Origin of the sequence: Gemmobacter fulvus, assembly GCF_018798885.1 — a bacterium.
GTDB lineage: Bacteria > Pseudomonadota > Alphaproteobacteria > Rhodobacterales > Rhodobacteraceae > Gemmobacter > Gemmobacter fulvus.
In genome coordinates this window covers 14,062-27,763 of record NZ_CP076363.1, presented here as the reverse complement: position 1 = coordinate 27,763, position 13,702 = coordinate 14,062, and the positions used below count along the sequence as shown (strand labels likewise).

Sequence of the window (13,702 nt, the reverse complement as noted above, 5' to 3'; positions counted from 1 at the left end):
GGGCCGCCCCCCTTTTCCGGAGGAGACCCGAAATGACCCCGACGATTGATCTGAACAGCGATCTTGGCGAAGGCTATGGCGCATGGAAGATGGGCGATGATGACACGATGCTGACCTTGGTCAGTTCGGCCAATGTCGCCTGCGGGTTTCACGCCGGGGATCCGCTGACCATTCTGGCCACGCTGCGCGCCGCCGCAGCCCGTGGCGTCGCGGTGGGGGCCCATGTGTCCTACCCGGATCGTGTCGGCTTTGGCCGCCGCCCGATGGATGTCACCTCGGACGAGTTGACTGCCGATGTGATCTATCAGATCGGGGCGTTGCAAGGGCTGGCGCAGGCAGCGGGCACGCGCGTCACCTATGTCAAACCGCATGGCGCGCTTTACAACACCATTGCGGGCGATGCGCGGCAGGCCGATGCGGTGATCGCCGGGATCCGCGCGGTGGACCCGGCGCTGGTGCTGATGGGGCTGGCAGGCGCACCGGTCCTTGCGCGCGCTCAGGCGGCGGGGCTGGCGACGGTGGCCGAGGCCTTTGCCGACCGGGCCTATACGCCGCAGGGCACGCTGGTATCGCGGCGCGAGGCCGGGGCTGTGCTGCATGACCCCGATCAGATTGCGGCCCGGATGCTGCGGCTTGCCACCGAAGGCGTGATCGAGGCGGTTGACGGATCGGTGCTGCCCTTGGCCGCACAGTCGATCTGCGTGCATGGGGACAGCCCCGATGCCGTATCCATGGCGCGGTGCATCCGCGAACGGCTGATGGCGGCGGGCGTTGCCATCACCGCCTTTGCCCCGGCAGGTGCCGCATGACCGCCTTTGTCGCCAATGCCGAGGCGGCCCGCACCGCCCGGATGCTGTGCCGCGACGGGCTGATTGCCCCCACGGCGGGCATGGCCCCCGGCTTTACCCAGTGCAACATGATCTCGCTGCCGCGCGATTGGGCCTGGGATTTCCTGCTCTATGCGCAGCGCAACCCCAAGCCCTGCCCGGTGCTCGATGTCTCGGACCCGGGCAGCCACAGCACACCGCTGGCCCCCGGAGCCGATCTGCGCCGTGATCTGCCGCTCTACCGGGTCTGGCGCAATGGCGCGCTGGCCGAGGAGGTCGCCGATGCCACGCAGGTCTGGGCCGAACATGCCGATCTGGTGACCTTCCTGATCGGGTGCAGCTTCACCTTTGAAACACCGCTGATGCAGGCCGGGATCGAGATGCGCCACATCGCGCAGGGCTGCAATGTGCCGATGTATCGCACCAACCGTCCCTGCCGCAGTGCCGGGCGGCTGTCCGGCCCGATGGTGGTGTCGATGCGCCCGATCCCGGCAGAGCGTGTGGCCGAAGCCGCGATGATCTCGGGCCGGTTTCCGGCGGTTCATGGGGCCCCGGTGCATGTCGGCGCGCCCGAGGCGCTGGGGATCACCGATCTGTCGCGCCCTGATTTCGGCGATCCAGTGGAGGTCCGCACCGGCGAAGTGCCGGTGTTCTGGGCCTGCGGGGTAACGCCACAAGCCGCCGTCATGGCCTCCAATGTGCCCTTTGCCATCACCCATGCGCCGGGCCATATGTTCATCACCGATATTCCCGACCGCAATTGGCAGGTGTAAAATGATGCGTTTCCTGCCCATCGGGCCGCAGACCCTGCTGGTGGAGCTGGCAGATCTGGCCGCGTCTCAGGCGCTGTTTGATGCGCTCAACGCCGATCCTGTGGCGGGCGTGACCGAAATCATCCCAGCCGCCCGCACTCTGATGATCCGCACCGCCCCCGGCGTGGCGGCCGACAGCGCCTTGGCCGCCGCAATCCTCGCCCGCGCGCCTTCAGCCGATGCGCCGCGCGCGGCGGTGCAGACCGAGGTGATCGAGCTGCCGATGCGTTATGATGGCGAAGACCTGGCCGATGTCGCGCAGCATATGGGGCTGAGCGTGGCCGAGGTGATTGCCGCCCATCAGGCGGCGCTTTGGCAGGTGGCGTTCTGCGGTTTTGCCCCCGGTTTCGCCTATATGACATGCGACGATCCGCGCTTTGATCTGCCGCGCCGTCCTGCCCCGCGCACGCGCATCCCGGCGGGATCGGTGGCGCTGGCCGGGCGGTTTGGCGGCATCTATCCGCAGGCCAGCCCCGGCGGCTGGCAATTGATCGGCACCACCGATGTGCCGATGTGGGATCTGACGCGCGATCCCCCTGCCCTGCTGCGCCCCGGCCAGCGGGTGCGCTTTGTGGAACGCGCGGCACAGGTGCGGTCTGCTGCCGTGCCGCTGCCTGCCCCCGCCACCGAAGGGCTGCATGTTCTGGCCACCGCCTTTCCGATCCTGATGCAGGATGAGGGCCGCCCCGGTCAGGGTGGGCAGGGCGTTTCGGCCTCGGGCGCGCTGGATATCGGCGCGCTGCGCCGGGCCAATCGCCGCGTCGGCAATCCGGCCAATGCGGCAGCGTTGGAAATCACTCTGGGTCCGGTGCGGCTGCGCGCCGATCATGCCGTCACCGTGGCGCTGGAAGGTGCCGCCGACCGGGCCGAGATCGAGACGGCAGGCCGCCGCCTGCCTGCCGATCTCAGCCGCCCCGTCGCGCTGGATCCGGGCGAGAGCTTGCTGATCCACCCGCCCGTCGCCGGTATGCGCAGCTATCTTGCCCTGCGCGGCGGCTTTGCCGTGGCCCCGGTTCTGGGATCGGCGGCCACCGATACGCTGGCCAATGTCGGCCCGGCCCCGATACTTGCGGGGGATGTGGTGCCGCTGGCCCATGCGCCCGCCGGGGCGGTGGAGCCGGATCTGCGCCTGCCGCGCGCCCTGCCCGCGCCGGGGCAGATCGTCACGCTGCCGGTGACGCTTGGCCCGCGCACCGACTGGTTCAGCCCCGCCGTGGTGGCGCAGTTCCTGTCGCAGGAGTGGGAAGTGACCGCGCAATCGTCCCGCGTTGGTATCCGCCTTGCCGGAGCGGTGCCGATCCGCCGCGACGATGCCGCAGAGCTGCCCTCCGAAGGCACCGAAACGGGGGCCATTCAGGTGCCCCATTCCGGCCAGCCGGTGCTGTTTCTGGCCGATCACCCGCTGACCGGCGGTTATCCGGTGATCGCCACCCTGCTGCCCGAAGCGCTTGATCTTGCAGCGCAGATCCCGCCCGGCGCGCGAATCCGCTTTACCGCCGCCCGCCCCTTTGCCCCCATTCAGCCAGACGCGAGCCAAGCATGACCCTTTTTGCCCCCAGCAGCCCCGATCTGCGCCCCGTCACCCGGATCCTGATCGCCAATCGCGGTGAAATTGCGGTGCGGGTGATCCGCGCCTGCCGTGACGAAGGCATTGCCGCCCTTGCCATCTATGCCGATGCCGACCGGGACGCGCTGTTTGTGCGCATGGCGGACGAGGCCTATGCGCTGCATGGCGACCGCCCGGCGGAAACCTATCTCGATGCCGACAAGATTATTGCCATCGCCCGGCGTGCGGGCGCGGATGCGATCCATCCCGGTTATGGCTTCCTGTCCGAGCGCGCCGATTTCGCCCGTGCGGTGCAGGCGGCGGGCCTGATCTGGATCGGCCCCGATCCGGCGGTGATCGAGGCGCTGGGTGACAAGATCGGGGCGCGCCGCATTGCCGAAGCCGTAGGTGCGCCCTTGGTGGCCGGATCGCCCGGCCCGGTGGAAACCCCGGCAGACGCCCTGGCCTTTGCCCGCGCCAATGGCCTGCCGATTGCCATCAAGGCCGCCTTTGGTGGGGGCGGGCGCGGCATGAAGGTCGCATGGCGGCTGGAAGAGGTGGAAGAGCTGTTCGCCTCGGCCACGCGCGAGGCGGAAACCGCCTTTGGCCGTGGTGAATGTTTCATCGAACAATTCCTCGACCGGCCTCGTCATATCGAAGCGCAGGTGCTGGCCGACCGGCATGGCACCGTCAAGGTGCTGGGCACGCGCGATTGTTCGTTGCAGCGCCGCAATCAGAAGCTGGTAGAGGAAGCCCCCGCCCCCTTCCTGACCGAAGCGCAGCGCGACCGCATCCACCAATCGGCCCGTGCGATCTGCGCCCATGCCGGATACAGTGGCGCGGGCACGGTGGAATTCCTGCTGTCGGGCAATGGCACCTTGTCTTTCCTCGAGGTGAACACCCGCTTGCAGGTGGAACATCCCGTCACCGAAGAAACCACCGGCATCGACATCGTGCGCGCGATGATCCGGGTGGCGCGGGGCGAGCGGCTGGCCGATGACAGTGTGCCTACACCGCGCGGCCACAGCATCGAATTCCGCATCAATGCCGAAGATCCGGCACGCGGCTTTCTGCCCACCCCCGGCCCGATTGCGCTGTGGGACGCGCCCTCGGGTCCCGGCATCCGCATGGACAGTGGCGTGGCGACCGGATCTGTCGTGCCCGGCAGCTTTGATTCGCTGATGGGCAAGCTGATCGTGACCGGGGCCACCCGCGCCGAGGCCTTGGCCCGCGCCGCCCGTGCGCTGGCCGAATTCCGCATTGATGGCGTGGCCTCGGTGCTGCCCTTCCACCGCGCCGTGGTGGCGCAGCCGGATTTCCGGGCCGAGGCTGGGGAGTTCCGGGTGCATACCCGCTGGATCGAAACCGATTTCGCCGAGGCGCTGGCCGAAACGCTGGCTGCACATCCGCGTGTGACGCCCGCCGATACGGCCCCGATGCTGCGCCTGTCGGTCGAAATTGACGGCAAACGGCACGAGCTGGGTCTGCCTGCGGGCCTGCTATCGGCCCTGCCCACGGCTGGAGGTGCGGCAGCACCCGCCAGCGTCGCGGCAGAGGCGGATGCCAATCTGGTGCCCGCCCCGGTGCCCGGCACGCTGCAATTGTGGCAGGTCGAGGATGGCGCGCTGGTGCAATCCGGCGAGGTAATCGCGGTGATGGAAGCCATGAAGATGGAAACCCGGGTCGAGGCCCCCCATGCAGGTCGGCTGACCCGGCTGGCCGAGGCGGGCACGGCACTGGCCTATGGTGCAGCACTGGCGCGCATCGTGGCCGAGTGATCGCGCTGGCGGAACCATCTGCCCCGGCCTAGAGTTGACCTGCCGACCCGGCCTTCGCGCGTTCAGTGCAGGGGCCGGGCGTGTCAATGGATGGGTTTTGCACATGATCCGGCTCTGAGAGATGCTGTCTGTCGCCCTCGGCCTTGGGCTGGCCCTTGTTCTGGCAGCGCTCGGGCTGCGCCTTGCCTTCTTTCGGGCGGCGCGACTGCCCCGCAGCAAATCCCAGGCGCTGCCCGCAAGCAACGACACCGCCCTGGGGGCCGCAGCGGCGGCCGTGCCCTGTGACGGCAACGGGCACAGCGGGCTGATCGGCCTGCGCGACGGGCTGGAGGCCTTTGCCACCCGGATTCACCTGATCCGCGCCGCCGAAGTCTCGCTCGATCTGCAATATTACCTCTGGCAGCCGGATATTGCCGGATATGTGGTGCTGGACGAGCTGCGCCGTGCGGCAGAGCGCGGCGTGCGGATCCGGGTGCTGGTCGATGACATCGGCGCGCCGGAACTGGACGGTGCCTTTGCCGCGCTGAACACCCTGCCGGGGGTAGAGCTGCGGATCTTCAACCCGTTTGTGCTGCGCCGGGTGCGGCTGATCAACCTTCTGCTGGATTTCGGGCGGCTGAACCGGCGCATGCACAACAAATCGCTGACGGCGGATGGGGCCGTCTGTGTGATCGGCGGGCGCAACATCGGCGATGCCTATTTTCAGGGCGACGCGCAGCGGCATTTCATCGACTTCGACGTGCTGGCGGCAGGCCCCGCCGCTGCCGATGTCGGGGCCGATTTTGATCGCTACTGGGCCTGTTCCGTTGCCATTCCCGCCGAAGCCATGCTGCGCACGCCCGCCGATGGCCTGCATCGGCTGACCACCGAAGCCGCCCGGCTGCGCGCAACGGCAGAGGCCGAACCCTATCTTCAGGCATTGGAGGACAGCTCTGCCGCCAGCGACCTGCTGTCGGGCTGCGCGCAGTTCCATTGCGCACCGGTGCGGCTGATCAGTGATCCGCCCGAGAAGGCCGCCGGGCGCGCCGAACGGCGGCAATTGCTGATCAACCGGCTGGATGCGCTGCTATCGCGCGCCCGGAAAGAGGCGCTGCTTGTGTCGGCCTATTTCATTCCGGGGCAAACCGGGTTGCGCGCGATAGAGGCGCGGCTGCGGCGCGGTGTGCGCCTGCGCGTGCTGACCAATGGCCAGCAATCCACCGATGTGACCATGGTGCATTGCGGTTATGCCCGCTACCGCCACCGGCTGCTTGCCGCAGGTGTCACGCTTTATGAGCTGAAGGCCGGCGAAGGCTTGCGCAAACCCACCTTCGGCGCGCGCCATCGCCGCAGACGGCGCGGGTTGCCCGGATCCTCAGGCACCAGCCTGCACTCCAAAACCCTTGTGCTGGACGGGCGCACGCTATTCGTCGGCTCGTTCAACCTAGATCCCCGGTCGAAATTCCTGAATACGGAAATGGGCTTTCTGATCGACAGCCCCGGGCTGGCCAGCGAAGTGTCCGCCGCGATCCGCGAGGATATGGCGGATGTGGCCTATGAGTTGCGGCTGTCGGCGCGGGGCCATCTGCAATGGGTCGACCCCGGTATGGAGGGCAGCGAGGTGCTGCACCGGGCAGAGCCGGGCACCACTTGGGCCAGCCGGGCCCTGGTGCGGCTGTTGGGCCTTTTGCCGATCGAATGGCTGCTTTAGGTCAGGCCCCTAAAGCTCAGTCCCTGCCCCGCGGGCGCAGCCGCGCCACCACCGGCAGATGATCCGAAGCCCGCCGCGCCAGCGCCGTGTCATGCGCCGCGACCGACAGCATGTCGAACCCCTTCGAGGCATAGATCCGGTCCAGCGGCAGGCGCGGAAAAATCGCCGGAAAGCTCGGGGCCAGCCCCGGCGCGCCAAGATGATGATCCAGCGCCGCAAGCGCCGGGCTGGGCCAGCGCCGCCATTCGTTCATATCGCCCATCACGATGGTCGGGCGGCCATCCCGCTCTTGCGCCTCGGCGGCCACCTCGGCCAGCATCCGCGCCTGTGCCCGGCGCGCCCGCGCCAGCAGCGCCAGATGCACCGCAATCACCCGCACCGGCCCGAACTGCGCCAGATCCAGATCGACGATCAGCGCGCCGCGCGGCTCTGCCCCCGGCAGATGCAGCCCGCGCACCGATTCGACGGCGGCGGCGCGCACCAGCAGCAGATTGCCATGCCAGCCATGCGCCAAGGCCCCCAGCGGGGCCGCCACCGGCACCGGCACCAGACCACTGGACGCCCGCAACACCGCCAGATCCAGCACCCCCGCCCGGTTGCCGAAGCGTCGGTCGCCCTCCTGCACCGCGACAATATCGGCCCCGAGCGCCGAAATCACCCGTTCCGTGCGCCGGGCATCGCGGCGCAGATCGGTGCCGATGCCCTTTTGCACATTATAGGTGGCAACAACGAGATCAGGATGCGCGGGGGGGTGTTTGGTCATGCGGGCATCGTTTCGTATCCCCGCCCCGGCTGCAAGTCCCGCATCATCCGCCTCGCGCAGTCTTGACGCATTCGCCGCCATCCCCTATCCCTTGCCCTACGTCAGGGGAGTCCCGCCCAAGGGACTGAGAGGCTGAATGTGGGGCAACCCACGGCGCAGCGACCCTTTGAACCTGACCCAGTTGATACTGGCGTAGGAAGACCGAAGGGCGCCGTCTGGGCCTCTTTGGGCCATATTGGCCCCCGATCATGGGCCATTGGCCCCTTTCTGCCTCGCATCTCCGGGTCTTTTTGAGTTTACGCTTGAGGAGACACGCATGACCATTCTGCCACCCAAGATCACCACCGGGGGCCTGCCCGCCTCGACCAAGATCCATCTGCCGGGCAGCCTGCATCCCGATCTGCGCGTGCCGATGCGCCAGATTGCGCTGCACCCTTCGGCCGGGGAACCGCCGATCACGGTCTATGACAGCTCGGGCCCCTATACCGATCCCACCGCCACCGTGCATATCGCACAGGGCCTTGCGCCGCAGCGGGGCCAGTGGCAGGTCGCGCGGGGCGATGTCGCCGCCTATCCGGCCCGCCCGGTGCAGCCCGCCGACAACGGCTTTGCCGAAGGCGCGCGGCTGACCCCGGCCTTTCCGCAGCAGCGTGCGCCGCTGCGCGCCACCGAGGGCCGCGCCGTCACGCAGCTTGCCTATGCCCGCGCCGGGATCATCACGCCGGAAATGGAATATGTCGCCATCCGCGAAAATCTGGGCCGCACCGCTTTGGCCCCCCGCGACGGCGAGGATTTCGGCGCGGCGATCCCCAACCTCGTGACACCGGAATTCGTGCGTGACGAGATTGCCCGGGGCCGCGCCATCATCCCCGCCAATATCAACCACCCGGAACTGGAGCCGATGATCATCGGCCGCAACTTCCTGGTGAAGATCAACGCCAATATCGGCAATTCTGCCGTCACCTCCAGCATGGAGGAAGAGGTCGAAAAGATGGTCTGGGCGATCCGCTGGGGCGCGGATACGGTGATGGACCTGTCGACCGGGCGCAATATCCACAATATCCGCGACTGGATCCTGCGCAATTCCTCGGTGCCGATCGGCACGGTGCCGCTGTATCAGGCGCTGGAAAAGGTCGGTGGCATTGCCGAAGACCTGTCGTGGGAAGTGTTCCGCGATACGCTGATCGAACAGGCTGAACAGGGGGTGGATTATTTCACCATCCATGCCGGGGTGCGGCTGCATTACATCCCGCTGACGGTGAACCGCGTCACCGGCATCGTGTCGCGCGGCGGGTCCATCATGGCGAAATGGTGCCTGCATCATCACCGCGAAAGCTTTCTCTATGAGCATTTCGACGAGATCTGCGACATTATGCGCGCCTATGATGTCAGCTTCTCGCTCGGCGACGGGCTGCGCCCCGGCTCCATCGCCGATGCCAATGACGCCGCGCAGTTTGCCGAGCTGGAAACGCTGGGCGAACTGACGCAGATCGCCTGGGCAAAGGATTGTCAGGTGATGATCGAAGGGCCGGGCCATGTGGCCATGCACAAGATCAAGGCCAATATGGACAAGCAGCTTGCCACCTGTGGTGAGGCGCCGTTCTACACGCTTGGCCCGCTGACAACCGATATTGCGCCGGGCTATGATCACATCACCTCGGCCATCGGCGCGGCGATGATCGGCTGGTTCGGCACGGCGATGCTGTGTTACGTCACCCCCAAGGAACATCTGGGCCTGCCGGACCGCGATGATGTGAAAACCGGGGTCATCACCTACAAGATCGCCGCCCATGCCGCCGATCTGGCCAAGGGGCATCCCGGCGCGCAGGCCCGCGATGATGCGCTGTCGCGCGCACGGTTTGAATTCCGCTGGGAGGACCAGTTCAACCTGTCGCTCGATCCCGATACCGCGCGCAGCTTCCACGATGAAACCCTGCCGAAAGAGGCGCACAAGACGGCGCATTTCTGTTCGATGTGCGGGCCGAAGTTCTGCTCCATGCGGATCAGCCATGACATCCGGGCCGAGGCGCAGAAGGAAGGCATGGCGCGGATGGCCGAAAAGTTCCGCGAAGGCGGCAATCTGTATATGCCGATCCGTCAGATCCCCGAGGTGGCGGGGGAATGACCTTCCGCATCTTCGGTGCGGGGGTGGCGGGGCTGTGCGCCGCCACCGCCCTTGCCGCGCGCGGGGCACGGGTCGAGGTGATCGACCCCGGCCCCGCGTCGCGCGCGGCCTCCTGGCTGGCGGGGGGCATGCTGGCCCCCTGGTGCGAGGCCGAAAGCGCCCCGCCCGAGGTGCTGGCCCTTGGCCGGGGCGCGGTGGATTGGTGGGCGGATCATGTGCCGGGTGTTGTGCGCCACGGCACGCTGGTTGTCGCGCCGCCGCGCGACCGGGCCGAACTCGCGCGGTTTGCCAGCCGCACCACCGGGCATGAGATACGGCACGGCGCGGCGCTGGCAGCACTGGAGCCGGATCTTGCGGATCGCTTTGATCAGGCGCTGTTCTATCCCGGCGAGGGGCATCTGGATCCGCGCGCCGCGCTTCAGGCGCTGCGCGACGGGCTGGCCCGGCGTGGGGTGGTTTTTCACACCGCCGCACCGACGCCGCGCGCAGAGGCGGTGATCGACTGTCGCGGGTTTGCCGCCCGCGACCGGCTGCCGTTGCGCGCTGTGCGGGGTGAAATGCTGCTGCTGCGCTGCACCGAGGTCAGCCTGTCACGCCCGGTCCGCCTGCTGCATCCGCGCACGCCGATCTATATCGTGCCACGCGGCCAAGGCGTCTACATGGTTGGGGCGACCATGGTGGAAAGCGATGATCCCGGCCCCGTCACCGCCCGCGCGGTGATGGAGCTGCTGGCCGCCGCCTATACGCTCCACCCCGCCTTTGCCGAAGCACAGCTGCTGGAAACCGGCGCGGGCCTGCGCCCGGCCTATGCCGATAACCTGCCCCGCCTGACCGGGGCGGACGGGCATTGGCAGCTGAATGGCTGTTACCGGCACGGGTTTCTGCTGGCCCCTGCCTTGGCCGAACAGCTTGCCACCCGATTTGCAAAGGATCCTGCCCATGCGCATTGATGTGAACGGCACCCCGACCGAGGTCGCCCCCGCCAGCGTGGCCGAAACGCTGGCCTGCCTCGGCTTTCCTGACAACGGCATTGCCACAGCGCTGAACGGCGATTTTCTGCCCGCCCCGCTGCGCGCCCGCACGGTGCTGCGCGAGGGCGACCGGCTGGAAATCCTCGCCCCGATGCAGGGGGGCTGAGCATGGAGCTGTACGGCATCCCCATCACCTCGCGCCTGCTGCTGGGAACGGCGCGCTATCCCTCGCCCGCGATCCTGTCGGCGGCCATCGCGGCGGCGCGCTGCGACATCATCACCGTCAGCCTGCGGCGCGAAGCGCGCAGCGGCCCCGCCTTCCGTGACATCCTGCACGCCACCGGCGCGCGCATCCTGCCCAATACCGCCGGCTGCCACACGGTGAAGGAGGCCGTGACCACGGCCCATATGGCGCGCGAGCTGTTCAACACACCCTGGATCAAACTGGAGCTGATCGGCCATGCCGACACGCTGCAACCCGATGTGTTCCAGCTGGTCGAGGCGGCGCGCATTCTGGCCGAGGACGGGTTCCAGATCTTCCCCTACACCACCGATGATCTGATCGTGGGCGAGCGGCTGCTGGCGGCGGGCTGTCAGGTGCTGATGCCCTGGGGCGCGCCCATCGGCTCGGGTCAGGGGCTGCGCAACCTGCCCGCGCTGCGGTCGATGCGCGCGCATTTCCCCGGCGTGCCGTTGATCGTGGATGCCGGGATCGGCGCGCCCAGCCATGCCGCGCAGGCGATGGAGGCCGGGTTTGATGCCGTGCTGCTGAACACGGCCGTGGCGCTGGCCGCCGATCCCGTCACCATGGCCGGCGCCTTTGCCGAGGCGACCGCCGCAGGCCATGCCGCCCATCGCGCCGGGCTGATGCCGCCGCGCGACATGGCCGCCCCCTCCACCCCCATCTTCGGCATGGCAGAGCTTGCATGACACTGGACCGGTTTTACCTGATCACCCCAACCGCCGATCTGATCGAACGGCTGGTGCCACGCGGCGTGCGGCTTGTGCAGCTGCGCGCCAAGGATATGCCCGCCGCCGATCTGCGGGCCCATGCCCTGCGGGCGCAGGCCATCTGCCGCCAGCATGGGGCACAGCTGATCCTGAATGATTATTGGCAGCTCGCGCTCGATCTCGGGCTGGAGTTCATCCATCTGGGGCAGGAAGACATGGACAGCGCCGATTTTGCCGCCCTCGCCCGCGCCGGAATCCGCTTTGGCCTGTCGACCCATGACGAGGCCGAGCGGGAGCGCGCGCTGTCACATGATCCGGCCTATATCGCGCTTGGCCCGGTCTATCCCACCCTGTTGAAACAGATGCCCTGGGCCCCGCAGGGGCTGGAGCGTCTGACCGCCTGGAAGGCCGCCATCGGCACGCGCCCTTTGGTGGCGATTGGCGGATTGACCCCGGAACGCCTGCCCGGCGTGTTTGCCGCCGGGGCCGACAGCGCCGCCGTCGTCACCGATATTGTCACCGCCAAAGACCCCGAGGCGCGCTGCGACCTCTGGCTGCGGGCGACAAGATGAGCCGATATGCCCGGCAGATGGCCCTGCCCGACATTGGCCCCAAAGGGCAGGCCCGCCTTACCGCCGCGCATGTGCTGGTGATTGGCGCGGGCGGGTTGGGCTGCCCGGTATTGACCGGATTGGCCGGGGCGGGTGTCGGCGCGCTGACCCTGCTTGACCCGGATGTGGTCGAGGAAAGCAATCTGCACCGGCAGCCGCTGTATCGCATGGCGGATCTGGGTCAGCCCAAGGCGCTGGCCGCCGCACAAGCCTTACAGGCCGCGCACCCAGAAGTAAGGGTTGAGCCGCAGGTGCAGCGGCTGACCCCGGCCAATGCCGCCGAGCTGATCGCGGCGCATGATCTGATCCTGGACTGTGCCGACAGTTATGCCGTGACCTATACGCTGTCGGATCTGTGTCTGGCCGAGGGCAAACCGCTGATCAGCGCCTCGGCGCTTGGCTTTGGCGGTTATGTCGGCGGGTTTTGCGGCCCGGCGCCCAGCTATCGCGCGCTGTTTCCCGATCCGCCTGCGCAGGCGCAGACCTGTGCCACGGCGGGAGTGCTGGGGCCGGTGGTGGCCATGGTGGGCGCAATGCAGGCGCAGCTGGCTTTGGCACAGCTGTTGGGCCTTGCGCCCAACCCGCTGGGTCAGATGATCACCACCGATCTGCGCAGCTATCGGTTCGCCAGCTTCCGCTTTGATGGCGCACCCGAACCGGCGCAGGCCTTCCGCTTCATCGCCGCCAGCCAGATCACCGCCTCTGACCGGGTGATCGACCTGCGCCCGGTGGAGGAGGCCCCGGTGCCCGCCCATGCCAGCGCGCAGCGCAGCGCCCCGGCAGAGATCACGCCCAGCCCCCAGCGCAGCGTGCTGGCCTGCCGCAGCGGGCTGCGGGCCTGGCGCGCGGCAGTGACGCTGGCCGCCGCACAGGGCCATGACAACATCGTTCTGCTTGCCGCCGATGCAGGCTGATCCGGTGCTGATCATTGCCGGGCTGGACAGTGGCGGCGGCGCGGGGTTGATGCGGGATCTGGCGACGCTGGCCGCCTTTGGCCAGCGCGCCAAAACCGCTGCCACCGCCATCACCGCCCAGACCGATGCGCAGGTTCTTGCCATCCATCCGGTGCCTGCCGAAACCGTGGCGGCGCAGATCCGGGCGGCGGGGCGGGTGGCCGCAGTGAAGATTGGCATGTTGACCAATGCCGCCGTTACCGAAACCGTCACGCGCCATCTGCCCGATGCGCCTGCGGTGCTGGACCCGGTGCTGATCTCCAGCTCTGGCACGCCCTTGCTGGCCCCGGATGCCCTGCCCGCCCTTTACGCGCTGATGGCGCGTGTGACCCTGATCACGCCCAATCTGCCCGAGGCTGCGCATCTGACCGGCTTGCCGCCCGACGCACCCGCCGAGGCCACCGCCGCCGCGCTGTTTGCGATGGGGGCACGGGCCGTTTTGTTGAAGGGCGGCCATGCCGAAGGGCTCGAGGCGATGGACCTGCTGTTCACCTCCACCGCCAGAATCCCGCTTTCGGCCCCGCGCAGCGCCACCGGAAAACGCGGCACCGGCTGCACCCTTGCCAGCGCCATTGCCTGCGGGCTGGCGCAGGGCCTGCCGCTGCCCGCCGCCTGTGCTGCCGCCAAGGCCCATGTCACCGCCTATCTGAACACCCCTTGAACCTTCTGCATGAT

The 13,702-nt window shown here is 68.1% G+C and carries 13 protein-coding genes and 1 riboswitch; of the genes, 12 read left to right on the top strand and 1 reads right to left on the bottom strand.

The features are described from left to right. Positions 1-32: 32 nt before the first annotated feature. The 5 genes from KM031_RS18630 to KM031_RS18610 all read left to right on the top strand — a co-directional run bounded on the left by KM031_RS18630 (position 33) and on the right by KM031_RS18610 (position 6,653). Positions 33-809: a LamB/YcsF family protein gene (locus KM031_RS18630; protein WP_215505652.1), complete on the top strand. Its 777-nt coding sequence runs from the start codon at positions 33-35 to the stop codon at positions 807-809. Next, positions 806-1,600 carry a putative hydro-lyase gene (locus tag KM031_RS18625; RefSeq protein WP_215505651.1) on the top strand — a complete coding sequence of 265 codons (795 nt, stop codon included), beginning with the start codon at positions 806-808 and terminating at the stop codon, positions 1,598-1,600. Before KM031_RS18630 ends, KM031_RS18625 begins: the two co-directional genes overlap by 4 nt. Positions 1,601-1,604: 4 nt before the next feature. After that, complete coding sequence (locus tag KM031_RS18620; protein ID WP_215505650.1) at positions 1,605-3,182, top strand: 5-oxoprolinase subunit B/C family protein; 1,578 nt, start codon at positions 1,605-1,607, stop codon at positions 3,180-3,182. Beyond that, a complete protein-coding gene (locus tag KM031_RS18615; RefSeq protein WP_215505649.1) occupies positions 3,179-4,963 on the top strand; it encodes an acetyl/propionyl/methylcrotonyl-CoA carboxylase subunit alpha in 1,785 nt (594 codons plus the stop codon). Before KM031_RS18620 ends, KM031_RS18615 begins: the two co-directional genes overlap by 4 nt. Positions 4,964-5,084: 121 nt before the next feature. After that, positions 5,085-6,653 carry a phospholipase D family protein gene (locus KM031_RS18610; protein ID WP_215505648.1) on the top strand — a complete coding sequence of 523 codons (1,569 nt, stop codon included), beginning with the start codon at positions 5,085-5,087 and terminating at the stop codon, positions 6,651-6,653. Positions 6,654-6,669: 16 nt separating this feature from the next. Here KM031_RS18610 and KM031_RS18605 read toward each other — a convergent pair whose 3' ends face one another. After that, positions 6,670-7,416 (bottom strand): endonuclease/exonuclease/phosphatase family protein, encoded by a 747-nt coding sequence (locus KM031_RS18605; protein WP_215505647.1) that lies wholly within the window; start codon positions 7,414-7,416, stop codon positions 6,670-6,672. Positions 7,417-7,509: 93 nt separating this feature from the next. Beyond that, positions 7,510-7,632: riboswitch (TPP riboswitch) on the top strand. 100 nt (positions 7,633-7,732) lie between these two features. Between KM031_RS18605 and thiC the strand changes: the two genes are divergently transcribed. From thiC to KM031_RS18570, 7 genes are read left to right on the top strand one after another with little or no spacing between them, the layout of a single operon-like run. Then, positions 7,733-9,541, top strand: coding sequence for a phosphomethylpyrimidine synthase ThiC (gene thiC / locus KM031_RS18600; RefSeq protein ID WP_215505646.1), 1,809 nt, complete (start codon positions 7,733-7,735; stop codon positions 9,539-9,541). After that, on the top strand, positions 9,538-10,491 hold the full coding sequence (thiO, locus tag KM031_RS18595; protein WP_215505645.1) for a glycine oxidase ThiO: 954 nt from the start codon (positions 9,538-9,540) through the stop codon (positions 10,489-10,491). Before thiC ends, thiO begins: the two co-directional genes overlap by 4 nt. Next, the gene (gene thiS, locus KM031_RS18590; RefSeq protein WP_215505644.1) at positions 10,481-10,678 is read left to right on the top strand and encodes a sulfur carrier protein ThiS; all 198 of its coding nucleotides are present in this window, start codon (positions 10,481-10,483) and stop codon (positions 10,676-10,678) included. Before thiO ends, thiS begins: the two co-directional genes overlap by 11 nt. A gap of 2 nt (positions 10,679-10,680) precedes the next feature. After that, complete coding sequence (locus KM031_RS18585; RefSeq protein WP_215505643.1) at positions 10,681-11,442, top strand: beta/alpha barrel domain-containing protein; 762 nt, start codon at positions 10,681-10,683, stop codon at positions 11,440-11,442. 2 nt (positions 11,443-11,444) lie between these two features. Then, positions 11,445-12,035 carry a thiamine phosphate synthase gene (locus KM031_RS18580; protein WP_215505736.1) on the top strand — a complete coding sequence of 197 codons (591 nt, stop codon included), beginning with the start codon at positions 11,445-11,447 and terminating at the stop codon, positions 12,033-12,035. Beyond that, positions 12,032-12,988: a HesA/MoeB/ThiF family protein gene (locus tag KM031_RS18575; protein ID WP_215505642.1), complete on the top strand. Its 957-nt coding sequence runs from the start codon at positions 12,032-12,034 to the stop codon at positions 12,986-12,988. Before KM031_RS18580 ends, KM031_RS18575 begins: the two co-directional genes overlap by 4 nt. Beyond that, the gene (locus tag KM031_RS18570) at positions 12,951-13,688 is read left to right on the top strand and encodes a hydroxymethylpyrimidine/phosphomethylpyrimidine kinase (RefSeq protein ID WP_246567106.1); all 738 of its coding nucleotides are present in this window, start codon (positions 12,951-12,953) and stop codon (positions 13,686-13,688) included. The genes KM031_RS18575 and KM031_RS18570 overlap by 38 nt, the downstream gene beginning before the upstream one ends. The last annotated feature ends 14 nt before the right edge of the window (positions 13,689-13,702 follow it).